Annotated in this window: 22 protein-coding genes and 1 rRNA gene; 4 read left to right on the top strand and 19 right to left on the bottom strand. The window is 59.4% G+C overall.

What is annotated here, in order from left to right; genetic code table 11:
• Positions 1 to 26 precede the first annotated feature (26 nt).
• The 9 genes from VJ923_RS11080 to VJ923_RS11040 form a co-directional block, all read right to left on the bottom strand.
• Positions 27 to 764: a hypothetical protein gene (locus tag VJ923_RS11080; protein ID WP_326441458.1), complete on the bottom strand. Its 738-nt coding sequence runs from the start codon at positions 762 to 764 to the stop codon at positions 27 to 29.
• Positions 761 to 1606 carry a cysteine hydrolase family protein gene (locus VJ923_RS11075; RefSeq protein WP_326441456.1) on the bottom strand — a complete coding sequence of 282 codons (846 nt, stop codon included), beginning with the start codon at positions 1604 to 1606 and terminating at the stop codon, positions 761 to 763. The genes VJ923_RS11080 and VJ923_RS11075 overlap by 4 nt, the downstream gene beginning before the upstream one ends.
• 24 nt (positions 1607 to 1630) lie before the next feature.
• Positions 1631 to 2173, bottom strand: coding sequence for a rhodanese-like domain-containing protein (locus tag VJ923_RS11070; RefSeq protein WP_326441454.1), 543 nt, complete (start codon positions 2171 to 2173; stop codon positions 1631 to 1633).
• A gap of 216 nt (positions 2174 to 2389) precedes the next feature.
• A complete protein-coding gene (gene nrfD, locus VJ923_RS11065) occupies positions 2390 to 3403 on the bottom strand; it encodes an NrfD/PsrC family molybdoenzyme membrane anchor subunit (protein WP_326441452.1) in 1014 nt (337 codons plus the stop codon).
• Positions 3404 to 3407: 4 nt separating this feature from the next.
• Positions 3408 to 4064, bottom strand: a complete 657-nt coding sequence (locus VJ923_RS11060) for a 4Fe-4S dicluster domain-containing protein (RefSeq protein ID WP_326441450.1) — start codon at positions 4062 to 4064, stop codon at positions 3408 to 3410.
• A 67-nt stretch (positions 4065 to 4131) separates the two neighbouring features.
• Positions 4132 to 4941 carry a molybdopterin-dependent oxidoreductase gene (locus tag VJ923_RS11055; protein WP_326441448.1) on the bottom strand — a complete coding sequence of 270 codons (810 nt, stop codon included), beginning with the start codon at positions 4939 to 4941 and terminating at the stop codon, positions 4132 to 4134.
• A 43-nt stretch (positions 4942 to 4984) separates the two neighbouring features.
• Complete coding sequence (locus VJ923_RS11050) at positions 4985 to 6583, bottom strand: molybdopterin-dependent oxidoreductase (protein ID WP_326441446.1); 1599 nt, start codon at positions 6581 to 6583, stop codon at positions 4985 to 4987.
• A gap of 170 nt (positions 6584 to 6753) precedes the next feature.
• The gene (locus VJ923_RS11045; RefSeq protein WP_326441444.1) at positions 6754 to 7686 is read right to left on the bottom strand and encodes a slipin family protein; all 933 of its coding nucleotides are present in this window, start codon (positions 7684 to 7686) and stop codon (positions 6754 to 6756) included.
• A gap of 61 nt (positions 7687 to 7747) precedes the next feature.
• Positions 7748 to 8128, bottom strand: coding sequence for a GntR family transcriptional regulator (locus VJ923_RS11040; protein WP_326441442.1), 381 nt, complete (start codon positions 8126 to 8128; stop codon positions 7748 to 7750).
• 184 nt (positions 8129 to 8312) lie between these two features.
• On the opposite strand from VJ923_RS11040, the gene VJ923_RS11035 reads away from it, so the two are divergent.
• The gene (locus VJ923_RS11035) at positions 8313 to 10391 is read left to right on the top strand and encodes an FAD-dependent oxidoreductase (protein ID WP_326441440.1); all 2079 of its coding nucleotides are present in this window, start codon (positions 8313 to 8315) and stop codon (positions 10389 to 10391) included.
• Positions 10392 to 10517: 126 nt separating this feature from the next.
• Here VJ923_RS11035 and VJ923_RS11030 read toward each other — a convergent pair whose 3' ends face one another.
• From VJ923_RS11030 to VJ923_RS11010, 5 genes are read right to left on the bottom strand one after another with little or no spacing between them, the layout of a single operon-like run.
• The gene (locus VJ923_RS11030; RefSeq protein ID WP_326441438.1) at positions 10518 to 10799 is read right to left on the bottom strand and encodes a molybdopterin-binding protein; all 282 of its coding nucleotides are present in this window, start codon (positions 10797 to 10799) and stop codon (positions 10518 to 10520) included.
• The gene (locus VJ923_RS11025; RefSeq protein WP_326441436.1) at positions 10800 to 11609 is read right to left on the bottom strand and encodes a molybdopterin-dependent oxidoreductase; all 810 of its coding nucleotides are present in this window, start codon (positions 11607 to 11609) and stop codon (positions 10800 to 10802) included.
• Between the two features lie 25 nt (positions 11610 to 11634).
• Positions 11635 to 13209, bottom strand: coding sequence for a molybdopterin-dependent oxidoreductase (locus tag VJ923_RS11020; protein WP_326441434.1), 1575 nt, complete (start codon positions 13207 to 13209; stop codon positions 11635 to 11637).
• Positions 13210 to 13261: 52 nt separating this feature from the next.
• Positions 13262 to 14263 carry an NrfD/PsrC family molybdoenzyme membrane anchor subunit gene (gene nrfD, locus VJ923_RS11015; protein WP_326441432.1) on the bottom strand — a complete coding sequence of 334 codons (1002 nt, stop codon included), beginning with the start codon at positions 14261 to 14263 and terminating at the stop codon, positions 13262 to 13264.
• A 36-nt stretch (positions 14264 to 14299) separates the two neighbouring features.
• Positions 14300 to 14635: a 4Fe-4S dicluster domain-containing protein gene (locus VJ923_RS11010; protein WP_326441525.1), complete on the bottom strand. Its 336-nt coding sequence runs from the start codon at positions 14633 to 14635 to the stop codon at positions 14300 to 14302.
• A 465-nt stretch (positions 14636 to 15100) separates the two neighbouring features.
• Here VJ923_RS11010 and VJ923_RS11005 point away from each other — a divergent pair, with 465 nt between their 5' ends.
• The 3 genes from VJ923_RS11005 (at position 15101) to VJ923_RS10995 (ending at position 18749) form a co-directional block, all read left to right on the top strand.
• Positions 15101 to 16048: a MerR family transcriptional regulator gene (locus VJ923_RS11005; RefSeq protein WP_326441430.1), complete on the top strand. Its 948-nt coding sequence runs from the start codon at positions 15101 to 15103 to the stop codon at positions 16046 to 16048.
• 223 nt (positions 16049 to 16271) lie between these two features.
• Positions 16272 to 17690 carry an ATP-binding protein gene (locus VJ923_RS11000; protein WP_326441428.1) on the top strand — a complete coding sequence of 473 codons (1419 nt, stop codon included), beginning with the start codon at positions 16272 to 16274 and terminating at the stop codon, positions 17688 to 17690.
• 21 nt (positions 17691 to 17711) lie between these two features.
• Entirely contained in the window at positions 17712 to 18749 is a 1038-nt protein-coding gene (locus tag VJ923_RS10995) for a tyrosine-protein phosphatase (RefSeq protein WP_326441426.1), read from the top strand.
• Positions 18750 to 18786: 37 nt separating this feature from the next.
• Here VJ923_RS10995 and VJ923_RS10990 read toward each other — a convergent pair whose 3' ends face one another.
• From VJ923_RS10990 to rrf, 5 genes are all read right to left on the bottom strand, one after another.
• Positions 18787 to 20187: an ATP-binding protein gene (locus VJ923_RS10990; protein WP_326441424.1), complete on the bottom strand. Its 1401-nt coding sequence runs from the start codon at positions 20185 to 20187 to the stop codon at positions 18787 to 18789.
• Between the two features lie 216 nt (positions 20188 to 20403).
• On the bottom strand, positions 20404 to 22185 hold the full coding sequence (gene aspS, locus VJ923_RS10985; RefSeq protein WP_326441422.1) for an aspartate--tRNA ligase: 1782 nt from the start codon (positions 22183 to 22185) through the stop codon (positions 20404 to 20406).
• Positions 22186 to 22201: 16 nt separating this feature from the next.
• Positions 22202 to 24859: an aconitate hydratase AcnA gene (acnA, locus tag VJ923_RS10980; RefSeq protein WP_326441420.1), complete on the bottom strand. Its 2658-nt coding sequence runs from the start codon at positions 24857 to 24859 to the stop codon at positions 22202 to 22204.
• A 19-nt stretch (positions 24860 to 24878) separates the two neighbouring features.
• Positions 24879 to 25478, bottom strand: coding sequence for a HEAT repeat domain-containing protein (locus VJ923_RS10975; RefSeq protein ID WP_326441418.1), 600 nt, complete (start codon positions 25476 to 25478; stop codon positions 24879 to 24881).
• A gap of 202 nt (positions 25479 to 25680) precedes the next feature.
• Positions 25681 to 25782 (bottom strand): 5S ribosomal RNA (gene rrf / locus VJ923_RS10970); the annotation flags it as partial.

The raw sequence follows: 25782 nt of genomic DNA, 5'->3' as shown, positions 1-25782 counted from the left end.
CCGCGCCGACACGCCGATGAAGAGTGTCAAAATGAGCGCAGCGGCGTTAAATGCTCAAATCCGAAATCCACGATGTCGCCGCGCCACAGCATGTAACGGGTCTCCCCGCCTTCGTGGCGAACGAGCTCCACCGGATAGCGTCCTACATAATCCCAGGCGCCTCCCAAATTATACAGACGGCTCTCATTCCAGCCAAGATAACTCAGAAGCTGCCGCATCATGAACGCATAGCCCGCTCCGCCGCACATGATGAAAATCGCCTTGTCTTTCGGAAACAACTCCTCCAAGATCTGCATCGACTCCTCATAGCGCGGCTGGACAGATGCCACATCGGCGCCGTCCCACTCCACGTCAAATAGGCAGTCTCCCTCATAAGCCCCCGCCACTGGCAGCGCCTGCAGCGTTCCTATGAAGGGAAAGGGCGTGATGCGGAAACCCTCTATGGTGATAGAGAGCTCCGAATCGCCGCCTATGGCCTCGTAGTCTGCCGGATCGTGAATCATACGCATATCCCGATAGACCGCATCCGGACGCCCGAGCCAATCGTCCACCGTATCCATAGCGATGTTCCGATCGATGAGAAACGGGTTCTCCAAATCGGGCTGAGCTGGAGGAAGCGGAGGCAGGGCCGCCACCTCTTCCAAAGGCTCCCCGTCAGCGGTAGTCGGCACAACGCCATCAGTCCTTGCGCATCCAAACGCAAGCAACGATGCCTCTGCCGCCGTCACCCAAAAAAAGGCACGTCGGGAAAGTTGGCCGCTCATGTTCGCGCCCCTTTCACGCCTCTCAATCGTTCGTTGGTTCGCCGCACCACAAAACCCCAGCTCTCCAGCTCATCGAGCTGTCCTACCGTGCGCGCGTCTTCATAACTTGCCGTAGTCGAGTCGTCGAAGATCATCGGCAGCTCCGGAAAGGCGTTGAAGACGATGATGGCATTGTGCAAAACGCGGCATGTCGTAGACACTCCCGCGAACTCGATAGACTCAAGCGAGACGCCTTGCCGACGAATGGCCTCTATGATCGTTGGCAAATCACGACTGCCATAGGTGCCCTTCATCACCATGAGAGCCCGCTCGGGCGTCAGCAGCTCCCCCACGCGGCCATAGACTTCCCAACCTGGCGTACCCGGGATGCAATGGGGCTCGTTCACCTGACCCTCCCGGGTGTCTGCATAGTTATCGGAAGGGTGCGTATCCATGGTATAGATAACGATGTCCCCCGCCTCCTGATGGGCGCGGATCTTCTCGTACAGCGCCTCCTCCACGGCCACAGCCGGCTCGATACGCCCGAACACGCCGCCGTCAACGAAGTCGACCTGATAGTCCACCACCACGAGCACCCGGCGCAAGGACGCCTCAAGCTCGGCCGTTCCCGCCATCGCCGGCATCGCGTAGGGCGCGACGGCGCGGCGCCCGGAACGCGCATTTCCACTGACGCCCGAACCCGCAACAGGGAGAATTGAGGATGCGGCCCGCTCGTCCCCGTAGGCCTTCGAACCCGCCGGCGATCCCACGGCGCCGCTAGCCCACAGAGCCGCAGCCCCCGTCGCTACCATGCCTACGAAGGCGCGACGAGAGCAGACGCGCCCGTTTGCCGCGCTTTCCATAATACGTCTCCTTTCCCGTCGCCCTCAGCAGTGGAGCTGAACGTCCTTCTTCATAAGAGCGTAACCGCCTTCCTGCCATGCTGTCATTCCGCCCGACAGCACCACGACATCTTCCGGACGATGGCCGGCGTCCACCAACGTCTGCCAGGCAGCGCCCATCGCATCATCTTCGCTAGCCACGATCGCCACAGGAGAACCTGCGTCAACCTCATCGATGCGTATATCGAATTGGCCGCCCGCCGGTATGTTCTTCGACCCAGGAATATAGCCCTCCGCAAAGTCGCGCACAGACCGAACGTCGATCACCTGCAGGGAAGCGTCTTGCGCGATCACCTCGGAGAGTTCTGCGGCGCTTATGCGCTGCGCGTCGGGCACAACTCCAATGCCTACTCCCTCGTTGTCTTTCCAAGTGGCGCCCGTCCCGCCGCCGACACTCGCATCGGCATTCGCATCATATCCGGTGTCGGCAGCTGCCGCCGGTGAGGCCTCCGTATCCTCGACCGCACCCGAATCCTTCGGGCCTTGCGCAGAAAGAGCCTGCTCTTCTTCGCCAGAGGAATTCGTCACAGCGCATCCGCCCAGGCCCATTGCGGCGCAAAGTGCGACAGCACAAAGGGTCCGCGGCAGCACCCGAGGAACTTTTTCCCAATTCGGCATCAATGTCGCACTCCGTTCTCTTCCAAAATTGGCAACAACCAAGGTGTCCGGCAGCTACAGCCAGCTGCCAGACACCGATTACAGGCTTGCCGGGAAGAAGAGCGGCAAGCTCCGAAATGAACCGATCTAGAGAATGAGCCCCATCACTGTCGAGGCCAGCACATCGGCGTGCACGCCGGCGGCCAGAACGAGAAACCTCAACTCGCAGCCGCCAATGAGGGCGCCGATGGCGCCCAGGGCCATGAGCGGCTTGGTGTCACGCTTGCGCAGCGCCAGACCGAGCGCTGCCATCACGAGCGGCAGCACCAGCCCGCAGGCCACCACCATGCCCCAGAACACCGTGGACAAGCCGCCCGTGGCCAGCAGCTCCGCCGAAGCGGTTCCGGCCGCAGCGTACGGCGTAGTTGGGTCGGCGCCGAGCAAACCACCCAGGAAAACCCCTAGAACAATCATCTCAAGCACAACGAGCACTATCACGATACGCTCCATCAGCATAGCGGCGCGATGGGCCAACGGATCCCTCTTCGTCAGCAAGACCGCGATAACCTCCACGAGCGCGACACCGGTGTCTAGCGCCGAAACGGTAAACAGGCACGGCAGCAACGGCGAGTCCCACAAAGGCACTCCCCCTGCAGTCATGAGCAGCATGCCCGTATACACCGCCACAAAGGCAGCCAGGGCGATGCCAATTACCGCCAGCACCGTCCGCAACTTCACGCCATTGGGAACAGCTTTCGTCGCACCTTTCGCAGCATCGTCTGCCTTCGTGGTCGTCTTGCCGAACCACTTCCACTTCTTCGCAAGCCAGTTCCCCACCGGGCGCATGGCCAGAAGAGCCGAGAGGGCGAACACCGCCAGAGCGCCGAATGCTCCCCAGGCACCATAGGTCATCCACGAGGCGAAGTTGCTGAAGCTCTGCCACATGAGCATACCGCGCACAGGAGTAATGAGCTCGGAGAGCAAGAGCATCAGCCCAACGGCCAGACAGGCAAAGCCCGCCCACATCGATACGCACACAATCAGGCGATGCCTTGTTCGATCGATCAGGAACAACACGGCGGCCATGATGAATGCGCCTGCGCCCATGCCTCCCAGGAAGAGATAGAGGGCAGGTTGCCAGCTCCACGTCAATTGCAACATAACCCTATCCCCTCTCGCCTATAAGCAGACAGGACGGATTCCCCGCATCGCCCACCGGCACGGGACGAGCACCGCAGCTCTCGGCCTCTGCGCGCAGATCGTCCAGCGGCCCGTACTGCAGAGCCCCGAATTTGCATGCTTGCACGCAATGGGGCGTCTCCCCCGGAGCCACGCCGGCCCCCAGACAGCAGTCGCACTTGTCCATGGCCACCTCGTTGTATCGGGGAACACCATAGGGGCACGCTTGGAAGCAATACTTGCAGCCGATGCACCGGTCGACATCAACCGACACGATACCCGCGTCCCCCTTCTTTATGGCACCGGCGGGGCAGACGCGCAGGCAATTGGGGTCGGCGCAATGCATGCAAGAGGTCGAAACATATACGTTGTTGCTCCGTGAGTTCATGTATACCTCGACGCGCCGACGATCTGCCGTACGCTCGGAAAGATGATTCGCGTCGCGACAGGCATCAACGCAGTTCTTGCATCCGGCACACTTATTCATGTCGCACAGAAACCCATACTGGCGCCGTCCATCCGAGGAAGCCTCCTCGACCGCCGATGCGTCATCTACCGAGGCAATACCGATGACAAGCGTTCCCGTCGCCGCAGCGCAGCCCGCGAGAAAGCCCCGCCGGGTAAGTGCGGTCCCATCGATCATAATCGCTCCTCCTTTCATCTCCTCTAACGAGCGGGGCATTCCCAGCGCTGAGTGCCCCGAAGATCGTTTACCGCACCTCACCGCCATAAAGAACACCGATGTTGGGAAGGGTCGCCAGCTCCGCACGAGCCTCTTCACTGGCGGGGCTCGGCGGGGGCGTCTGGCGCTCCTGAACCTCGATGGCCACGATGTCGCGCGCGAAGTAGCTCGCCGGCGTCGATCCGAGCCACAGCTGGTTTACACCGCCAACTGACTCCACAAGCGGGGAATCGTTCACGGCGAAAACCATGGCGGCGTTACGCTGCACGACATAGGTCAAGGGAAGCGCCACTTCATAGCCGTCGGCCGAGGTGAACACGATAGTGTTGGCCCGCTCTTCAGGCTCGACCACTTCCAACAGATCGACCAGGGGAATGCCCGTTATCTGAGCATTGGCCGAAGCACGACCGTCCACCGGGTTGCCCATACAGCTGCATCCCATTACCAAGGTCTTCGCATACCCGGAATCACGGAACTCGGCCAGCGACATAATCTCGGGATTTTTCACAGCTCCACGCACGGAAAACATCCATTCGTCGGCGCTCGCATCCTCGTTGACCGCCATCGCCTGGGCATTGCAGAGGTACTTCGACGCCTCTCCAATAAGGCGCCCCAGATCATCGTTGGTGGCCACCTCCGTCTGGGTGAAGCTGAAGGAGCCTTGGACCTGCGCCGGCCGCACGATAGCCGTCTCAGCGCTCACGACATGGGAAACCGCTGTCACGTCGTCAGGTTGCTGCGCCGAGGCCGTCGTCGCCGCGACGAAGGTGGCGCCCACTCCGCCTAGTGCCACCAGTGCGCTGGCCCCAAGAGCGGCGGTTTTCTTCAAGGTAGTCATGGAATATCTCCTCACTCTCATCTACGTTATCAAACAGCCGCCACTACTTCGCGTTCACCATAAGCTTGTCCCAGCGATTCGCAGCGCCAAGCCCGTCGGAGACGGCGCGCACTGAGAGCACATAGGCGCCCTTCTCCTGAGGAGTGAAGCCAAAGTGCCAGTACACCCACTTGTCTTTCTCGGTATTGGGGGTCTCGTAGCGCGTCCACGTCTTCCCATTGTCCATCGAAAACTCGACGGCCACGATGTCCTCGTCATCGCCATTGGCATAACCCTCGAACACGTACTCTTCGCCAACCTTGATGATCTCGCCCTCGTAAGTGTTGCAGATGCCCGCCGTAGGCTTGTTGACGAATTCGCCGGCAAAGGCTTCCTCCTGCTCCGGCGTGTAGGCACGGCGCAAGCTGCCGTCCTCGTACTCTGCCGGCTCGTCGGTGACAATCATCTCGGTGAGCCAACGGGTAGATGCAGAAATGGAATGGGTCGGAGCCCAGAGGCGAACGGGGAAACCGGTGCCGTTGCTCAGACGCTCTCCGTTAATCTCGTAGACAAGCCACGCTCCCTCTTCGGCAATGTCCTCGAGAGAATGCTTGAAGGCAAAGCCGCTCACGTCAGTGCAAAAGCCGTCAGAACCAACCGGCGTCAACGACACCGCACCATCCTGGACGCCAGCCTTATCGAGAACCCAGGATAGCGGAACGCCCGTGACCTCGACGTTGCAGATGTACTCACCGCCCACGGAATTAATGCAGCAGCTGCCTTTGCTGATGAAAGTCTCGCTCGGAGCTTGCTCGACGAGATCTTTCAGCGTGATCGTGAACGGATTGTCCACCATGCCGGAAATGGAAATCTCCCATGTATCGAACATTTCATCGGAGGGTTCAGGACCGCTGTTGGCAGCCGTGAGATTTTGCGCCACCACATCGCCCGAGAACGACGGATAGGTGAAGATAGGCTCCCCGGCAAGAGTGTCCTGGTCGAACGTGAAGTTGCCCTGCACGTTCTCAATCTTGTTCACACCCATAAAAGCATCGTACTTGCCGTTCTCCCACAACTCGAAGCCCTCGCCATCAAGCGACTCGATATGGCACGACATGCAGTCCCCGTCGAAAGAATCGCGCTCGTGAATCCCGTGGATAATCTGGGACAGAGGGCGCAAGGAGCCAGCCGTCGCTACTTGCTCCCGATGACAGCTCACGCAATCGTTAACGTCAATTTTGGTGCCCAGGCCCCAATCGAGCGGGTAGTGGGTACGGCTCAAATGGTTGTCCACCAAATCGGCCAGACCATTGGTGTGGCAGGACTCGCACCCGCGCTCATCGGCATTCAGATAAAGAATGTTGTATGCGCTGGGCATATCGCGCGTCGAGCGCCAGGTAAGAGAATCGGGCGTCAGCTGAACCTGACGGCCATCCTCCTTCGTCACAACGCGGGGAGCGTAGTCCTCCGCCAGCTGCTCATGGAAAGCATACTCCTCCTGCATGGTGGAACCGCGCTGCGCCGGGGCCGTGGGGATGGAACTGTTGAGCATGGGCTCGCCGCCCGTCTCCTCCGCAGCTTTCTCGACATCCGGCACGCATGCCACAAGCGACAGCCCCATGGCGCCACAAATGGCAACGGCGATAAGAGCCTGTTTCCTCATAACTTCCTCCTCCTATCGAGTCGAATACTACTCTCTGGAAGGAAGAGTATCACAAATCTCTATGATTTAGAATAACTATCTTAGACTTTTATGATTCTTTTTTAGAAGGGCCCCGATTTTCGACAGCCAAAGAAAGCTACGGCACCCCCACACGTCAAGCAGCGCAGCTTCTATCCTCTCGCGATTTTCTGCAAACCATCGAAGGCTTCTGAAAGTGCGCTCGGCACCACCACAAGACCGCCCTTCTCTTTAACCGAGTCAGCCACAAAGCTCATGGCCCGCAGCTGCAGCGCTGCCGATGGGTCGCCATACGTATCGGCAGCTTCCACGAACATCTCGGAGACCTCTTTCTCCACCTCGGCCAGCATGATGCGTGCATTGCTCTCTCGTTCGGCGCGAGCCTCAGCCGACAGGGCCTCTTGCAAATCGGATGGCACCTCGATATCGCGAATCTCCACCGACAGCACGGTGATACCGTACTCGTTGGTCTTCTGCTCCAAGATGTCGGCCACCTCCTTGTCTATCTGCGTGCGACGGGTGGAGAGCTGGGCAATAGTCACGGCTCCCATTACATCGCGCAAGGTGGTTTGGGCCACCCAATACACCAACCGAACGTAGTTCTTCACTTCGGCACAAGCCTTCTCAGCATCCCACACCGTCCAGAACAACACAGCGTCCACGTCCACTGGCACCAAGTCGGCCGTCAACACATGCTCGGCCTTGAAGGCTGTCGAGCGCATGCGCATATCCACCGTAGCCGTCACCGAGTCAACGATCGGACACATGAAGACGAGGCCCGGCCCCGCTACACGGTGGAATTTGCCGAAACGCAATACTACAGCGCGCTCCCATTCCAACACCACATGAGTGCAGCTAAACAACACGAGCGCCGCCAGTAGTCCTACAATGACAGACCAACCCGATCCGGTGAACCACGACAGAGCGGCGAATAGCGCAAACAGCAGCACCGCCAGCACGATGCGGATGACAGCAGCACCGGTGCGGCTCGTCGTCGTCTCGTCAAAACTCGCTTCGGTAGCAATAGTCGTATCGTCGGACGTGATGTCGCCCGGCTCATCAAAGTAAGATTTCTGATCAGCCATGAGAAGCCCTTTCATTCAGCATAGGTGATGGGCCACCGCCCTGCACCTCAGCTCTGCCGCTTTATCCCAAGTTGGCGAGCGCCTCTTCCACTCGCGTCATGACGTCCTGCTTCGTAATGCCCGATTCGCGAGCAACACGGACCAGCTCTTCGATTACCGCGTCGATGGGCGACTCGGGCAAGTCCAGCGAATCACGATCAATGTCAGCAATCGTGGAGCGCCTTCCTCGCCCTGAGTTGATGAGTCCGTCGGTTTCCAAGTCCTGGTACACCTTGTGGATGGTGTTGTAGTTCACGCCCAAATCAACTGCCAGCTGCCGCACCGTGGGCAGCGTGTCCCCCGGACGCAGCTGGCCCGAACGAATGAGGAAAATCATGTAGTTGCGAATCTGAACCCACACGGGAACGCCGGACTTGTCATCCACTTTTAAGCTGTCGAACACAGGCGTCTTCCCATCAGTCAAAGTATCATTGAGCTGTATGATAGCATACCGCATCTCTTCACATGCCATTCACAATCCTAGCAGAACCTATTGAAGACTCCCTAAGGGGAGGATTTAGCTTTTTTTGCGCCCCGCCGCCTCCCCCGTGCGGGGCGCAAAGGCTATCCCAGAAGAAGGAGTGGTTATGGGTAAAATCAATAGGCGCCAGCTCATCGTTGGCAGCGCTGCAGCCGTAGCGGCCATCGCGCTCTCGAGCTGTTCTCCATCGAACGGCCACGGCAAAGGAAGCGCCGAAGCGCCCTCTGCAGCAGCCGAAGGCGTGATTCCGGGTACGCACGCCGGCACCGCTCAAGGATGTGGGGGGCCGGTAACAGCACAGGTAGACATCTCCCCAAATGGAGCCATTCAATCTATTGTTTTCGAGCAAAACTTCGAGACCCCCGGCTTCGCCGTGCCCGCTATGGAGCAGGTGGCGTCGCACATCCTTTCCGGCCAGACCCTGAATGTCGACATCGTGACAGGCGCCACCTATTCCAGCCGAGCGGCCCTTGATGCCGTAGGGAACGCCCTGGAAGAAGCCGGGGTACGTCAGCGCTTCGAAAGCGCCCCTACATTCCAACCGGCCACCTCTCCTATTGAGGATCTCTCAGCTGATGTGGCGATAGTCGGCGGCGGCGTAGCCGGACTCATGTGCGCCATAACGGCAGCCCGAGACGGCCTTTCGGTAGCGCTTCTCGAGAAGACTCCGAACCTCGGCGGGTCCATGCTGCGCTGCGATAGCACCTGGTTGTGCGCTGGAGGCATGAAAGACGGACTCAGACTCGGCGGCGAGGCCTGGGTTCCCTACTACGATTATTCCACACCCATCTCAAACCGCGAGTACATTCGCATCGGCGAAGCCATGAATGACCTGCTGGATATGGGCGTGCTGTTCGTCCCCTACGAGGACGATCCGTTCGCGCCCATCTACATGGACGCGTCGCGCCTCGCGGCACCTCGGTGGCGCGAGGGAAATGCCCAGGTAGCAGCGCGCATGGCCCAAGCTGCTCGCGAGGCGGGCGTCCAAATCTTCACCTCAGTGGCCGCAACTTCCCTGATAACCGACGCGAGCAATACAGTTATCGGTATAACGGCCGAGCAGGATGACGGTCACGAGTTCACGGTGCAGGCAAAGAATGTGGTCCTCGCCACGGGCAATTACACGAACAATCTCGAGGCTTTGCAAAAGTACCTGCCCGATTTCGCGAATGTAGTAAACTCCTTCTGCAACGGCGACACTGGCGACCATCTGGAATGGGTAGAAGAACTCGGCGGCACTTTCCACAGCATGGACGTTGCGCCCTCTATGCTCTCTCTCGAGAAAAGCGGCCGCAACATCCCCTTTTTCACTTGTTTCTACAGCATCGTAGTCGATAAGAGCGGGCGCCGCTTCGTGAGCGAAGGCGACGGCTCTTACGCCGATTATGGCTTCGTTCCCAAAACAGCCGCGCTCCACAGCCCAGAAGACTCCACCCATTATTACATCATGGACAAGAACGGCTGGGATCTATACCCGGCACGCCTCGAACTCGTCGATCTTGTCGAGAAAGGCTATGCCACCAAACACGATACGCTGAGCGACATTATCGAGACCTACGAACTGGCAGAGCTGGCCGAAGAAGTGGCCCATTACAACCAGATGGTCGCCACAGGAGAAGATACCGACTTTGGACGATTGCTGAACTTCATGCATTTTTCCGAGGAAGGACCTTACTACGTCATCGAGACCAAGCCCGGCATGATCATGAACTACGGCGGCGTGGTCGTGAATCGCGATTTCGCCGTCACCGACAGCGCCGGCGCGCCCATTCCCGGCCTGTACGCCATCGGGCAGACCGTGGGCGCCACGCCGCTTATGGAAGGCATGGATTCGCTCAATGGCGGCGTCGGCCCCTTCACCGCCTCGGGCTGGATATTGGGGCATCAACTAGCCGGCACCTATGTCGGAGGCACGTACACCGCTGCCGCCCAAACCAACGCCGGCGAGCTGCAAGTGCGCGTCACCGTCGAAGATGACACGCGCAGAGTCGCGGCCATCGATTTTCCCGTAAGGCAAGAAGCCGACACGGCAGTCCTCGATGATCTCGCCCGCGAGGTCATCGAGTCCCAGTCAATGCCCGCAACTTCGGAACCCGCCGACATTGTAGCCGCCTTCAACGAGGCCTTGTCCGTGGGCCTGCAAAAGGCAGATACCTACTTCGAATTCACCAACGGCACGAAATAGCAGCTTTCCCTCCTTCCCTCCCCTCCACAAAGAGGCCGCTCCCCAACCCGGGGAGCGGCCTCTCTCGTTGTCTCCAACCAACCAGACAAATCGCTATCGGCTTGCGTCGCAAAGCAGCATGCTGGTCTAAGGCTCTATCGTAATTGGCACCGAAGCGCTCTCCTTCGAAACGGCGCCATCGATACGCACTGAACGCACCAGCAATCGATACTGGCCCGGGCGAGGCAGCGTGAAGGAAAAGCTCCAATTCACGACGCGCTCAACCCGAGCGTCAGCGATATCAAACTGCGTCCAAGTGGCACCATCGTCGCAGGAGAAGCGCACACCTACAATGGGTAGTTCAAAATCCTGAGCGTAGCCAGACACTTTCACGGGCATCCCCACGCGACCAAATAGCGGGGCAATCATCTAATCAGCCGCACCTTCAAGAAGCCCCACCGATGGGGCAGTTGGCGCAGCAGGCACTATCGGAGCTTCCTCTCGGGTCTCAAAGGTAATCGCCACCACATCTTGCAAAAAATTGCGAGCGCCGGACGTACTGAGCCATAGCTGATTCTCGCACCCGGCTACATCGGCAAGAGGCTCACCGTTCAACGTCGTGACGATAACGCTGTAGCGCTGAGTAACGTAGCTCAACGGCAAAGCCAAGCTCGTTCCGTCAGCGCTGGTAAAAACAATGGTGTTCACATCCTCGTGAAGACTCGCTTCTTCGATAAGAGCACTCAGCCTGAAACCCTCGACAAGCGCATTGCCCGTAGCGTGGCCGTCGTGAGGATTTCCCGAGCATGTGCAGCCGAGAATGGATCGGATGGGTGCTTTTTCCTGGAACTCACCCACATCGGCAACGAACTCATGCGCTACGTCGCCGGACACCTTGATGGCATCTACCGCACCTCCAAATCCAACGTTTGGCGCTACGGGCTCCGTATCGCTTGTCTGGCCGCAAAGATGTCTCGCGGCACCGTAAATATGGCGAACAAGGTAGTCGTTGGAGACGACTGTGTTTTGACCCCATTGGAACTCGCCCTGGATATCAGCTATTTCCTGAAAGACGCAGTCGGCTGCCTCAGCAGCAACCGACACCTTGCTGACAGGAGCGCCCTGCCCGCCAACAGCCTCCGGAGCAGACACCGCCACAGCCTGAGCTAACGGCGCGGAAGCAAGGAGCAGCGCGCCTCCCGTAAGCAAACAGGCGGAAGTTTTACGAGATAGTGTCATGATAAGTACCTTCCTTTCCAGTTCCCTAAATCTCGTCGACCGGAGCAGCGCCATTGCCTAAAGCAATCGAATCGGGATCGGCGGTGGCAGTGAGCATGCAGTCAACGGTGAGATCGGAGGTCACGCCTTCGTCCGAGGTGGCCCGAGCCATCACGTAGTAGGTGCCGTCCTCCTCGGGCGTAAAGTCATAGCTCCACTTCACCCAGCGAGCGTTGTCGGTTCCCGGCGTAGGCAGCGTTTTCCACGTGGTTCCTCGATCAAAGGACAGTTCTATGCTTGTGATAACGCGGTCGAAAGCGTCGGCATAGCCGCCAATAGAGACCGTCTCACCAGTTCTCACTACCTGTCCATCCTTCAAACCGATAATGCCAATGTTGGGATTGTTGAAATTGCTGTGGTCGTCCACCGATTTATCCCATCCGGCCGGATCCCACAGCGGGCCATCGGGCCCCTGAAACACGATGTCACCCACTTCTTTGACAAAGCAGCCGGTGCCCACTCCGGTCATCATGAATGTAGCGGGATAACCGTTATTCCACGTCAAAGGCTCTCCATTCATCTCGTAGGCAATTATGGACACGTTGCTCTCGTAGTGGGATATATCGACACCGCCAACGTCCTGAAAACCATCTGCACCGATAGGCAAAATGGAGGCCGCGTCCCCCGTCAATCCGCCGCATTGCTCTACCAAATAAGATACGGGGATGCCCGTGGCCTCAACCTGACCGATACCGTTACCGCCAAATGGATTCAAGACGCAATGCCACTTCATTTTCTGGGTTACCTTGGGCACGCTTGGGTCATCGATGAGTTCTTTGAGGTTGAAGGTCTTTTCCTGGCTCACCTCGCCCGACACCGTCACAGTCCACTCCTCGAGCATTTTCTCGTCCAATGGCTCGTTGTTGCGCGTTTTCTCAGCGCGCATATAGTCGTTCTCGTAGAACTGGGGGGTAAGATTGAACAGCGTCTCAGGATCGACAACCTCCTCCTGATCAAAGGAGAAGGCGCTCTCGTCCACCGCGTCGGCTGCTATATCGATGAACCCTCGCAGAGCATTCGCGCGGGCATCCTCCCACAGGAGCATTTTGCCATCATCGTCGGTAAAATGCCCTGTCATAGAGGTAGAGGACGTTGCATGGCAATTCCAGCATTCCGTTTCCACGTCCATGTGAGTAGCGTGCATAAGATCGCCGAAAAGACCGCTTTCAGTGAAATAGTCTTCGTTATTGGAGCTGCTGTGACAGCCGCGGCACGTCTTAACCGTCCACTCAGTGTCCACCCCGTCACGGCCGGGATGGTTGTAGGCCGACTCCATGAGCATTGCTTTCAAATCAGCGTGGCACGATTTGCAACCGCGCTCATCAGCATGCAGGTAGTTGGTGTTGTACTGCACGTAGGGATCCTGCTGAAAATACACCGAATCGCTCGCATCATCGTCGGGCGCGAGCTGAATAAGATCTCCGTCGTCGTCCACAAACACCGCCGGCGTCGTCAAGATGGCGTCGGGCGCAACTTCATCCTCCGGCGCCAGCGCCCCGGCCCCACTGCAGCCTGTTGCGACTGCGAGCGTGCCGATGAGGGCCCAGCACCCCAATGCCATGGTCCATTTTCTCCGCATAAGTTTCTCATCTCCTAAGTAAATCGCGGCTGTCCTACCCAAGCACAGCCAAGAAAGCGTCAGCTACGTAGTCAACATGAAGCCCAGCCAGTAAAACCAGAAAGCGCAGCGCACAGCCGCCGACGAGCACGCTCACTGCCCCGCAAGCAGAAGCACCATGGCCGCCCTTGCCGACCAGCGCCAACGCAGAGCTCACCCCCGGGACGACCAACGCGCAGAGCACGAAGGCGACCCAAAACCAGGGAGCCAAAGGCCCTCCGACAAGCAGTGCCGCGGATAGCGCCGCTGTTTCGGCGAACGATACCGACTCGACACCACCCAAAGGGTTGCCCATATATGCCAGCACCATAAAAGCCGCCAATACAGCCGTCTCGATAACGACAAGCACGAGAACGGCAACCGTCAGCTGCCTCCCGAGAGAGGAGGGAGCAGATCCGCGACGGACGCCAAGCACTACCATGAGCTCTACGGCAGCAACGCCGGTATCGAGGGCGGACACCGTAAACAGGCAGGGCAAGAGGGGCGTGTTCCACAAGGGCACGCCCGGAGCGCTCATAAGCAAGATGCCCGTATAGGCCGCCACCCCTATTCCCAACACAACGGAAAGCACGGCAAGCGCCGCGCGGACGCGATCATATGGCTCGTTTGCGCCAGGAAGCAAGCAGCTCGGCGGACGTTTCGAGCTGCGAACAATCCCGCGCATCACCGCAGGCGTCGTGAGCAGGGCCAAGCAGCCAAACACCACCACGGCAGCGAACACCACCCAAGCGCCGAACGTCATCCACGACGTGAAGTGGCTGAAACTCTGCCACAGCATCAAACCACGCAAGGGGGCAATTAGCTCGGTGACCAACAGCAACAGACCCGCGCACAAACACGCAACTGCCACCCACATAGCCCCATTCACAAGCGAGCGAGCCGCATTGCGGTACTTCAAGTACGCAATCCCCGCAACTACCGCAGTTCCGGCCCCCAAACCGCCCAAAAACAAGTACAGCGCAGGTTGCCAGCCCCAGATTAATTGCAATTCCTCCATCTAATAAACTCCTTACTGAAGTGCAGCATCGTGCGCCTAAACCAGCGCCGCGCTGGGCTTCGTCGGACCTTCAATGCGCTGGACCCTCTCGGACAATTCCAGCAAATCGTTCAATTGCCCATAGCGCAAGGCCTGGGTCTTGCAAGCCCGGACACAGTAAGGTGTGTCGCCCACCTGCACGCCAGCCGAGCGACAACAGTCGCATTTATACATACTTACCTCATCGTAGCGGGGCGCCTCGAAGGGGCACGCCTCGTAGCAATACTTGCATCCGATGCAGCGCGTTTCGTCAACCGTCACAATGCCGCCAGGCCCTTTGCTAATGGCCGCCGCAGGACAAACCGTCGCACAAGAAGGGCTTTCGCAGTGCATGCACGAAAGCGAGACCGGGTGAGCACGGTCCGCCCGATCGCGATAAACCACAATCCGCCGACGAGCCTCGAACCGCAGGGGTGTCTGATTGGCGCTCCGACATGCCTCAACGCATTTTCCGCAGTTGGCGCAGCGCTGCACGTTCATAAGAAAGCCGCACTGTCGCGCCTCCGCGCTCTTGCCGTCGTCATCGGGCTCTCGCGCGTTGGCGCGAACCGGGGGTAAAACCAACCCCGCAGTCGCAGCAGCAGCGCCCAGGGCGCATCCCGCAACAAGCTCACGCCTGGTGACCGCATCTCTCCTCATAGGTCCCTCCAATCTCATTGGTCCCGCGACTTGGCACGCGGTTTTGAGTAGGATAGAATGCTCCCCTAGGTAGCTTTCAAGGGATTTCCACGAACCGTTATTGCGTGAGTTTTTGGGCGAATGCGATTGATTTGATCGAAATTGGGGCAGGAACAAGACATGGTCAACCGGGACACACCCAACAAAGAGGCTCGCAAGCTCACTATCGGTCAAATGGCTGAGAGCAATTGCGTCAGCAAGAAGACCCTTCGTCTTTATCACGACAAGGGCCTCCTCGTTCCCGATATCGTGGACGAGCTGAACGGTCGACGCTATTACTCGTCTGACCAGCGCTATGTGCTTGACCTCATCCAACGTCTCCAGGCTATAGGTATGAGCCTCGATAGCATTCGGGCGGTACTTGCCTCGAACAACGACGAACTGCTTGAAGAGAAGATTCGGCAACGCATCGAAGCGCTTGACCAGGAGCAGGCCGTGCTTGCCTCGGCGCGTGACACAGCCCAAGAGCTAGAAGCCGGCCTTCGGTCACGACGAGTTTTGGGGAAAGAGCGCAACGTCCTACCCTCGGTGCAAATTACCCACCAGCATGCCGCGCCCATAATTGTTTTCTCCTGCGACGAGCTGGGGCTTCCTCCGCTGGAACTTCGACACCATCCCTGCGATGTTCAGTGGCAAGAGATTCTCTTAAAGGCCAAGCACGCTGTCGTGCGCCTTTTAAATGAGAAGGAGCTCGACATTCCTATCTCCATCGCCTTTCGTAATGTCGGCGTCATCGGCACACGCAACGATCACATCAGAAAACGCGGCCTGTACCGCCATGTGTATCTTGGCATCGACCATCATCTTGCCTCAATAATCGACCGGAGCGAAGAGATTCCGGCAGGCAACTTTCTCACCGTTATGGGCGAGTGCCTGCGCAACGTAGGCGCCTGCCACGGAAAATGCGTCACTACCTGGGCCACTGAGCGCCTCTTTTCCTACGCCGCGCAGCACAACTTCACAACTGACTACCTTTGCTACACCAGCTGCCTGGCCGACCCCGTCGCTCTGCGCAACCGATCCGTGGAATCCCTTTACCAAACGCGCCTGCGCATCATAGGGGAATAGCGAAGTGCGCAACATCCGCACCTATGTAAAATTTCATGAGCAAAAACGAGAAGGCTTAGGCTTTTGAGAAGTCGATTTCCTTGTCGCGTGCTCAGGGGCATTTCCAATCAAAGCGTATCTGCGACGAAGTTGTTGCTTTATTCAAAACACGATTTGACAAATCTAGATTTGAATAGCATACTCTGGGCGTTCATTCGATGTTGAGAATTCAGGAGCACATCTTATGCGCTTTATCGGACGGCAGCACGAGCTTTCGTTCCTCAACGATTGCTATAACTCCTCCAAAGCCCAGCTCGTATTCCTCTACGGGCGTCGCCGCGTGGGAAAAACCGAAACGCTCTTCGAGTTCGCGAAAGACAAGCCGCATATTTTCTTCGCCTCGCCCGAGGCCACACGCGAGGAACAGCTCGCGCTTTTCTCTCGGCGCCTCTTCGAGGCCGGCTCCCCCGCATCGCGCTACGTGTCCCGCTTCGAAAGCTGGACCGACGCCCTTGGCGAGATAACCGCCCTACCCACCGAGGGACGAACGCTGCTCATCATCGACGAGTTCCCCTATCTCGTGAAATCAGACCCGTCGCTGCCCTCGGTTCTTCAGAATCTGTGGGACGCCGCCTTGAAGTCGGAAAACCTCATGATCGTGCTCTGCGGCAGCGCCATGAGCTATATCGAAAACGAGTTGCTCGCCGAGAAAAATCCCCTTTACGGGCGCGCGACGGGAATACTCAAGATGGAGCCCATGGACTACCTTACAGCCGCGGAGTTCTTTCCCTCGTTCTCGGCGACTGACCAGGTGCTCGCCTACTCCGTCCTCGGCGGCATTCCGCACTATCTGGCGCAATTCGAAGACCGTCTTAGCCTTGCCGACAATATCAAGCGCCATGTGCTCACCAAAGGATGCGCCCTCTACAGCGAGGTCGAGTTCCTCCTGCATCAGGAGTTGCGTGAAACGGCTGTCTACAACAGCATCATCCAAGCCGTCGCCTTGGGCGCGGCATCGCTGAGCGAAATCGCTAGCCGTTCCATGGTAGATGCGCAAAAGGCGAGCGTCTATCTGAAATACCTCATCGAGCTCGGCATCATCGAACGTGAGTTTTCCGTGGACGCAAGCCTCAAGGAAACCTCGAAGGGCGGACGCGGGCTCTACCGCATGGCCGATGAGTTCTTCCGCTTCTGGTACGCCTTCGTTTTCCCCAACAAATCTGACTTGGAAATGCTCGACATGGACGGCGTCTATCAGTTCGACGTCGAGCCGGCTCTGACGCAATTCGCCGCAGCGTCCTTTGAGGACATTTGCCGCTCGTGGTTGCGCAGTCAGAACCGCCAAGGCGCGCTGCCTGCCCGGTTCGCCGACATCGGGCGCTTCTGGAACAAACAGGTCGAGATTGATGCCATGGGTCTTTCGAAGCCGGCGGGCAACCGCCCGAAGGGAGCTTTCAAGCTTTTCGGAGAATGCAAATTCGGAAGCGGCGTAGTTGGCGAAAAGGTGCTTGGCGAACTTGACGAGAAGATCGCACGCATGAAATTCGACGGCCAGATTGACCGATACCTCTTCGCGAGAGAGGGTTTTTCGGATGACTTGGAACAACGTGCAGAGCGTGACGCTACGCTGCATCTCGTCACCGCGGCTCAGCTCTATCGGTAAGATTGGCACAGGAGGGACCCCATGACCGGCAGCTCAGAAAAACCGCTTGCACCCAGCACGCGGCCGCCCTACTACGTGGGATGCCCCATCGAGCTCTCGGGGTACGTGGACGACTTCGACCGCACCATCTGCGCTATGGAGTTCTCGTTGGACGACGGCACCTCGTGGACGGCCTACCCCACGACCGCTGTGGACAAGAGCCGTGGCGTGAACTGGCGGTTCGTCTATACACCGCAGTCGCCTGGCCGCTACCTGCTGAAGGTGCGACCTGTGACCGAAGACGGCGAGCCCTCGAGTCTCGTAGCCGGCTTCGCCTTCGAGGCGCTGCCCGCCGGAGGCACCTTCGGCAACGCGCGCATTCGCGCCGTGGGCGGCTCGTTCAAAGACGCGCGCATCTTTCGCTCGCGCGAGCTGACGAACCTCACCGGCGAGGAAGCGGCCTTCCTCTCTCAGGCCTTGGGCATCGCCACCATCTACGACCTGCGCACTGCCGCCGAGGTGGCGGCGCACCCGGAGCCCTACATCGTGGGCATGCGCACTGTGGCCCTGGAGCCTTCCACGGAGCACCGCCGCAAAGATTCTGACAAGCGCCTCATCGCCGGCGTCATCGGAAAGTACGGCGAGCCGGAGGAGCGCATGTGCGCGAACTACCGCCGCTACGTGCGCGAGTACCCGCTTGTGGGCCAGGCGCTGCGCTCCATGGCCGCCGAGGGGCGTCCGGCGCTCATCCACTGTGTGAACGGCAAGGACCGCACCGGTGTGCTGTGCGCCACCCTGCTGCGCGTCACCGGCGCCGACGAGGATGCCATCATGGAAGACTACCTGCGCGTGAACGAGGACCACGCCGACCTCATCGCCGAAGAGGCGAGCCGTCTCGATGCGGGCATGACCGACCGCGAGCGCGCCATGCTCATGTCGTTTTTGGAGGCCCGCCCCGCCTACCTGCGCGCCTACTTCGACGAGATCGACCGTATCTACGGCACCTTCGAAACCTACATGGCCGCCGGCCTTCACCTCACCCCCGAAGCGGTACAACACCTGAAAGCCCTCGTCGCCTAGCAAAAAAGGGCGCCCGCAAATGCGGACGCCCTTGTGGCTATTCGAGAAGTAACACGTCCCCCCGTCGGAGAGCCACTTCTCTCAGCTCAGCGGTAAATCCAGAAATGCTGAAAAGAACGTACTGCGGCGAATCTCGATAGGGCCCAAACGCGGAGGTTTTCAAAGCTTTGCTCGCTTGCTCTTCCAAATGGTTGAGAACATTCACGCCTACCGGGCTTTTCCAAAACTTACACTCTCCAAAAACGGCCCTTCCCTCCTCCGTCGAAAGACCAACAACGTCAAGCTCAACATCCGCTGCCCCCCACCACGATCCGACGCGATTTACCTTAAAAGGAAGGAGGCCCTGCAGGCTCGCGTCCCACAAGCGATCGCGGCAAATATCCTCATAGGCGAAAGCCACCTGTTGATCGATGAAGCTCTTCTCGATGATGGAAAGCACCTCCGAGCTCCGACCCGTTTCCAACAATCCCCTATTCGGAAAAAGGAAGCTGAACCAGAACTTGAGGTAGTTGTCGGTTATGCGGTAAAGCCCCTTCTTGCTTTTCTCGGGATTCAGCTCCGTCACCGGCACGTCTCGCGTTAGCACATCCAGCCTCTCGAGGACTTTCAAATACTTCGACAGATTCGTTTGCTTGACCCTAAGGGCCGAAGCAATCTCGCCGCCCTTTCGGCGTCCTGCAGCAATAGCTTTCAAGATGGAAAAATACGATCCCGCTTCAACAACTTCCTTGGAAAGCAGAAAGTTCGGCTCGTCGAAGAGATAGCTGTTGGGGTTCAGCACCTTGTTGGCTATGGCCTGGTAAATATCCGTGGGCTCTTTAAAGCTTTCGATGTATTTGGGGACACCGCCTGTCACGCTATAGCGCTCCACCAGCGCGCGGCGATCAAGATTCTGCGAGAAGAACTCATGGTAGAAGCGAAAGGGAATTTGCTTCATGCGAATCTGCGCTGTCCGACGTCCATAAAGAGGGCTGCTGTAAGAAAGGGTTTGGCTCTCCATAAGCGAGATGAGCGACCCGCAAAGGATTACCATCACATTGCGCTTCGAGAGCATGGTGTCCCAAATTCGTTGAAAGATAGAAGGGAAGGCGGGATTTGCCTTTCCAAGATACTGAAACTCATCGAGGGCGATCACTGTTTTCTGGCTGCCTTGGGTAAGGCGATCGAACAAAATGTCCCAGTTATCCACCGTCACCTGGGCAAGCAGGTCGTCTTCGCAAAAGGCCGCGGCCTCTTTTTGAAAGGCAAACCGATTCTGCTCTTCCGATTCTTCGGTCGCCAGGAAGTACAGCCCTCGTCTTTCTTTTAGAAACTCAGTGATGAGCGCCGTTTTGCCCACTCGGCGCCGCCCGTAGATTATTACCATTGAGGCTTCATCCGAGACGAACTGCTCTTCAAGCGTTGCCAGCTCATCGGCCCTGTCAACAAAAGTACCCATAGCACCTCCCAACCCTGCTGATTGCTCGTATTATACTTCAAAGTATAATACTTTGAAGTATAATTTTTCGAACAGATTCATCTTGAGCATACCTGCGAACGAAAGATCGGGCAGCAAGGCGCTGACGGCCTGTCGGGCAAGATGACGCAAAAAGCAATCGACCCCGGCGAAGCACCAGGGTCGATTGTTGAAAGCAGTATGAAACCCATCCCATCCTTACAGGATGCGCAGGTTCACGTCTTTCAGCTGACGGCCGGTGACGGCGGAGGGGGCGCCAGTCATGGGGTCAGAAGCGCTGCTCGTCTTCGGGAAGGCGATGACGTCGCGGATGGAGTCCTTGCCTGCCAGAAGCATCACGAGGCGGTCGAGACCCAGCGCGATGCCGCCGTGGGGCGGAGCGCCCAGCTCGAGTGCGCGGATGAGGTGGCCGAACTTCTCGTCGATCTGCTCGTCGGTAAGGCCCACGACGCGCAGGATGCGACGCTGCTCCTCGGCGCTGTGGATACGGATAGTACCGCCGCCCACCTCGAAGCCGTCCATGACCAAGTCGTAGGAGTAGCTGCCGCACGCCAGCGGATCGCTCTCGATCTTGTCGAGGTCCTCCTTCAGCACATGGGTGAAGGGATGGTGCTCGGCGGCGTACTTCTTCTCGTCCTCGTCGTAGCGGAACATGGGGAAGTTCACGACCCACAGAAGCGCGTGGCCCTCGCGGGGGATGTTCAGCGCCTCGGCCATATGCAGGCGCAGGGCGGAAAGCACGGCGTTGGCCACTTCGGGCTTATCGGCCGCGAACAGCAGCAGATCGCCGGGCTCCACTTCCATCTCGGATTTCAGAGCCGCCCACTCCTCGTCGGTGAAGAACTTCTTAATGGGGCTCTTCTCCTGGCCGTCGGTGGTGAACGCCACCCAGGCCATACCCTTGGCGCCGTTGGCCTCGGCGATGGAGGCGAGCTTCTCCACCTCGCCGCGGGACCAGTCGCCAGCACCCTTGGCGTTGATGGCCTTCACGATGCCGCCGGACTGAGCCACCGAGGCGAACACCTTGAAGCCGGTGTCCTTCACGATGTCGGTGATGTCGTGCAAAAGCATGCCGAAGCGCACATCGGGGCGGTCGCAGCCGTACAGGCGCATGGCCTCGGAGTACTGCATCTTTTGCAGCGGGAAGGTGACGTCATCCACGCCCACGGCCTTCAAAGTCTCGGCCATGACGCCTTCCATCATATCGGTGACGTCGTAGCCCTCCACAAAGGACATCTCGATATCCACCTGGGTGAACTCCGGCTGGCGATCGGCGCGCAAATCCTCGTCGCGGAAGCAGCGGGCGATCTGGTAGTAGCGCTCCACGCCGGCCACCATGAGCATCTGCTTGAACTGCTGGGGGCTCTGGGGCAGGGCGTAGAACTTGCCCGGGTTGGGGCGGGACGGCACAATGTAGTCGCGGGCGCCCTCGGGCGTGGAGTTCGCGAGAATGGGCGTCTCAATCTCCAGGAAGCCGCGTTCGTCCAGGGCCCGACGCATGGCCTGGGTCACTGTGTGGCGCAGCTTCAGGTTGGCGAGCATCTCCGGACGGCGAATGTCCAGATAGCGCCACTTCATGCGAGTGGTCTCGTCGGTCTCGATGCCGTCTTCAATGGAGAACGGCGGCGTGACCGAAGTGTTCAGCACCTCCACGGCATCGGCCAGGACCTCAATGGTGCCGGTAACCATGTTCGGATTCACGGCCTCCGGCGCACGCTCGCGCACGCGGCCGGTGATCTTCAGCACATACTCGCGGCCCAAATGCTCAGCCTTTTGGAAGTCCTCGGCGCTCACGCAATCCGGGTCCACCACGATCTGGGTGTAGCCGTCGCGGTCGCGCAGGTCGATGAAGATGAGGCCGCCGTGGTCGCGGGTATGCCACGCCCAACCGGTGAGCGTCACCTCTTGGTTCACATCGTCGGCACTCAGCTGCCCGCAGGTAGCCGTGTGCATGCAATACTCGTTGCGGAAGTCTTCCATAGTGCTTTCTATTCTCCTAATCAATCAGGTCGCGAAGGACGTATTGCAGGATACCACCATTCTCGTAATAGCGGCCCTCCGTGGGCGTATCGATACGCACCGTGGCGTCGAACTCCACCGTATCGCCATCGGCCTTCTCAGCCGTCACCTTCACCTGCGCCGGGTTGGGCAGGCCTGCGGAAAAGTCGATGGGGGCCACGGTGATGGTCTCGGAGCCGTCAAGGCCGAGCCATTCGGCGTTCTGGCCTTCGATAAACTGCAGCGGCAGAATGCCCATACCGATGAGGTTGGAGCGATGGATGCGCTCGAAGCTCTCGGCGATGGCCACGCGCACGCCAAGCAGCATCGGGCCCTTGGCGGCCCAGTCGCGCGACGAGCCGCTTCCGTACATCTTGCCCGCGAGCACCGCCGCCGGTGTGTCCGCAGCCGCGTAGTTCTCGGCGGCGTAGTACAGAGGCGTAATCTCGCCGGTGGTGAAGTCGCGGGTCCAACCGCCCTTGCGTCCCTCGGCCAGCTTGTTCTGCAGCTTCACGTTAGCGAAGGTACCGCGCATCATCACCTCGTGGTTGCCACGACGGCTGCCGTAGGTGTTGAAATCAGCCGGGGCCACACCGTGGGCCTGAAGATACTCGGCTGCCGGCATGTCCGGCGCGATGGCGCCAGCCGGGGAGATATGGTCGGTGGTGATGAAGTCGCCGAAGTTGCCGAGCACACGGGCACCCTCGATGGGCTCCTGGCCGGCCACCTCGCGAGTCATGCCGTCGAAGTACGGGGGACGACGCACGTAGGTGGAAGCCTCGTCCCAGGCAAAGGTATCGCTCGGCTCGGCGCCCAGGTCTTGCCAGGCGGCGTCGCCTTCGAACATACCGGCCGCACCCTGCTCGTACAAATCGGCGGTCACGTAGCGCTCCACCAGCTCGGCCACCTCTGCGGCGGCGGGGACGATATCAGCGTAGTAGACCGGCTTGCCCTCACCATCCAACCCGAGCGGCTCGCTGGCCAGATCGATATCCATGGTGCCGGCAATGGCGTAGGCAATCACGTTGGCCGGCTGCATCAGGTAGTTCTGAGACACGTCGGGAGAAATACGGCCCTCGAAGTTGCGATTGCCGGAAAGCACGCTGGCCAGTTCGATGTCGTCGGCGATGGCGTGCATGGCCTCAGACAGGGGGCCCGAGTTGCCGATGCAGCTCATGCAGCCGAAACCGCAGGTGAAGAAACCGAGCTGACGCAGCGGCTCAGTGAGGCCCGCACGCTCGAGCAGCAGCTCGGTGGCGCGACTACCGGGAGCCAGGATGGTCTTCACCCAGGGAGCCGGCGCAAGGCCGCGCTCGGCAGCGTTTTTCGCCATAAGGCCCGTGGCGAGCATCATGGCCTGGTCGGTAGCCGTGGTGCAGCTCGTCACCGCGGCAATGGCAATGGCGCCGTGAGTGAGCTCGTGGTCCTCGCCGGCGATTTCCACATGGACCGTCGCATCGTCCAGACCGCGCTCGGCGCAGATGGCACGGAAGCGCTCGCCGGCCTCGGCCAGCGGAATGCGGTCGTGAGGACGGGAGGGGCCGGCCAGCGAGGGCTCCACCGTAGACAGGTCGAGCTCGATAACCTCGGCATAGGTGCGCGGCGCCGCCTCGGGGTCGTTCCAATAGCCCTGGGCCTTGGCGTAGGCCTCAACGAGCGCCACCTGCGCATCGCTGCGGCCGGTAAGACGCAGGTAATCCAGGGTGCGGTCGTCTACGGGGAACAAGGTGCAGGTGCTGCCGTACTCCGGCGTCATATTCGAAATGCAGGCACGCTGAGTGGCCGTGAGCTCCGCCACGCCGGGGCCGAAGCACTCGACGAAGCAGCCGACCACGCCACGAGCGCGCAGCATCTGAGCGAAAGCGAGCGACACGTCCATGGCCGACACGCCCTCGGAAAGCTCGCCAGTGAGCTTCACGCCGATAACCTGGGGCACCAACGTGGTAATGGGCTGACCGAGCGCCGCAGCCTCGGCCTCGATGCCGCCCACGCCCCAACCGAGCACGCCGATGCCGTTGGCCGTAGGCGTATGGGAGTCGGTGCCCACCAAGGTGTCGAAGTACACCACCGGCGTGCCATCGGCGCCAGTTGCGCCCGAGGGCGACTCCATGACGACGCTCGCGAACTTCTCGATATTTAGCTGATGGCAGATGCCCTGTCCGGGCGGCACGATGCGCACGTTCTCGAAGGATTCCTGGGACCACTTCAGAAAGTCGTAGCGCTCGCTGTTGCGCTGGAACTCAAGGGCCATATTCTCGTCCATGCACCCGGCGCACCCGGCCACATCAGCAATGACCGAGTGGTCGATGACCAAGTCGCACGGCACCTGGGGATTGATTTTCTTGGGATCGCCGCCCAGCTCCGCACAGGCCTCACGCATCACCGCGAAGTCTACGAACACCGGCACGCCGGTGAAGTCCTGGAACAGCACGCGCGCCGGCGAGAACTCCACTTCCTCACCCGTCCGACCGGAGTTGCCCGCCGCCACAATGCGCTCAGCCATAGCGCAAGCCTCGTCGGCCGTACGCCCGCAGCGCAGCGCGTTTTCTAGCAGCACCGTTAGCGAATACGGCAGCGTCTGCGCGCCGTCGACGGCGCTGACCGGGAAATAGGTGTAGGCGGCATCGCCCACCTTCAAAGATGCCTCAAAGCTCATGTATGAATCTCCTTGGAACTTAAGATACGTTCTCGACGATTTGCGTTGCACGACGCTTCAGCATGCCGCGTCCGTTCTCCGCATCGAAGCGCATGCGATCGGCCAGGGCCGTCTTCACGCTGCCGTCGAGCTTTCCCTGAGAGAAGTCGATGACAGCCAGAAGCATATCCTGGAACTCCAGATCACCGTGATAGCACTGGATGCCCTCATCGAGCAGCGGCCACACTTTCTCGGAACGCTTCTCGGTCGTTGCACCCAGCTTGCAAAGAAAACGCACGGCAGCCAAGCGCAGAGGGCCGCTATCCTCATCGAAAAGCGCCGTCTCAGCACCGGGAATGGCCTTATCGCATACACGGGAATCGAAAGGCACGATCTGCGCCAGCGCGTCGAGGCACTCCCAGCGGGTCTGAGCCTCAGGGCGCTCGAGAGCGTCCACCAAAGCCGCCGCATGCGGCACGAGCGCCTCGGGGTCGGCCGCTGCCACCCCAGCGAGCACCTTAGCAGCCTGCTGACGACCACGACGGCTTCCATCGGAAAGCGCATCGACAAGCTCCTGCAGCTTCGCCGGCTTCTTAAGAGCCTCTTCAATCTTCTTATCCTCGGGGATCTCTGAACTCAAGGGAAACCATCCTCTCTTAAAAGACCGCTGTGTTCGCAGAACACTGGTTTTCCAGGAAACATTATACGCGCCCTCAGGTTTCCACTGGAATACGCAAAGGCCAATTCACGGTCGAAGGTGGCGTCCGCAAAGAAAAAGACACCCTCTCGGGTGTCTCGATAGTAAATTGGGTACTTGCTGCCGCATAGAAAAGCGCCCCCTGCGAGCGGAACGACCTGTCCTCCCGCGGCCTGGCGCCGCAGTACTTTCGGCGAGGTGGGGCTTAACTGCCGAGTTCGGAATGGGATCGGGTGATCCCCCACTC

It is taken from the genome of Adlercreutzia shanghongiae (assembly GCF_035830635.1).
Classification (GTDB): Bacteria; Actinomycetota; Coriobacteriia; order Coriobacteriales; family Eggerthellaceae; genus Adlercreutzia; species Adlercreutzia shanghongiae.
This window is presented reverse-complemented; position numbering and strand designations above follow the sequence as displayed.

What these genes read in the sequence shown, in the direction of transcription:
- VJ923_RS11080 (WP_326441458.1), bottom strand. Translation starts at nt 764, where the DNA reads ATGAGCGGCCAACTTTCCCGACGTGCCTTTTTTTGGGTGACGGCGGCA.
- VJ923_RS11075 (WP_326441456.1), bottom strand. Translation starts at nt 1,606, where the DNA reads ATGGAAAGCGCGGCAAACGGGCGCGTCTGCTCTCGTCGCGCCTTCGTA.
- nrfD (WP_326441452.1), bottom strand. Translation starts at nt 3,403, where the DNA reads ATGTTGCAATTGACGTGGAGCTGGCAACCTGCCCTCTATCTCTTCCTG.
- VJ923_RS11060 (WP_326441450.1), bottom strand. Translation starts at nt 4,064, where the DNA reads ATGATCGATGGGACCGCACTTACCCGGCGGGGCTTTCTCGCGGGCTGC.
- VJ923_RS11055 (WP_326441448.1), bottom strand. Translation starts at nt 4,941, where the DNA reads ATGACTACCTTGAAGAAAACCGCCGCTCTTGGGGCCAGCGCACTGGTG.
- VJ923_RS11050 (WP_326441446.1), bottom strand. Translation starts at nt 6,583, where the DNA reads ATGAGGAAACAGGCTCTTATCGCCGTTGCCATTTGTGGCGCCATGGGG.
- VJ923_RS11045 (WP_326441444.1), bottom strand. Translation starts at nt 7,686, where the DNA reads ATGGCTGATCAGAAATCTTACTTTGATGAGCCGGGCGACATCACGTCC.
- VJ923_RS11035 (WP_326441440.1), top strand. Translation starts at nt 8,313, where the DNA reads ATGGGTAAAATCAATAGGCGCCAGCTCATCGTTGGCAGCGCTGCAGCC.
- VJ923_RS11030 (WP_326441438.1), bottom strand. Translation starts at nt 10,799, where the DNA reads ATGATTGCCCCGCTATTTGGTCGCGTGGGGATGCCCGTGAAAGTGTCT.
- VJ923_RS11025 (WP_326441436.1), bottom strand. Translation starts at nt 11,609, where the DNA reads ATGACACTATCTCGTAAAACTTCCGCCTGTTTGCTTACGGGAGGCGCG.
- VJ923_RS11020 (WP_326441434.1), bottom strand. Translation starts at nt 13,209, where the DNA reads ATGGCATTGGGGTGCTGGGCCCTCATCGGCACGCTCGCAGTCGCAACA.
- nrfD (WP_326441432.1), bottom strand. Translation starts at nt 14,263, where the DNA reads ATGGAGGAATTGCAATTAATCTGGGGCTGGCAACCTGCGCTGTACTTG.
- VJ923_RS11010 (WP_326441525.1), bottom strand. Translation starts at nt 14,635, where the DNA reads ATGCACTGCGAAAGCCCTTCTTGTGCGACGGTTTGTCCTGCGGCGGCC.
- VJ923_RS11005 (WP_326441430.1), top strand. Translation starts at nt 15,101, where the DNA reads ATGGTCAACCGGGACACACCCAACAAAGAGGCTCGCAAGCTCACTATC.
- VJ923_RS11000 (WP_326441428.1), top strand. Translation starts at nt 16,272, where the DNA reads ATGCGCTTTATCGGACGGCAGCACGAGCTTTCGTTCCTCAACGATTGC.
- VJ923_RS10995 (WP_326441426.1), top strand. Translation starts at nt 17,712, where the DNA reads ATGACCGGCAGCTCAGAAAAACCGCTTGCACCCAGCACGCGGCCGCCC.
- VJ923_RS10990 (WP_326441424.1), bottom strand. Translation starts at nt 20,187, where the DNA reads ATGGGTACTTTTGTTGACAGGGCCGATGAGCTGGCAACGCTTGAAGAG.
- aspS (WP_326441422.1), bottom strand. Translation starts at nt 22,185, where the DNA reads ATGGAAGACTTCCGCAACGAGTATTGCATGCACACGGCTACCTGCGGG.
- acnA (WP_326441420.1), bottom strand. Translation starts at nt 24,859, where the DNA reads ATGAGCTTTGAGGCATCTTTGAAGGTGGGCGATGCCGCCTACACCTAT.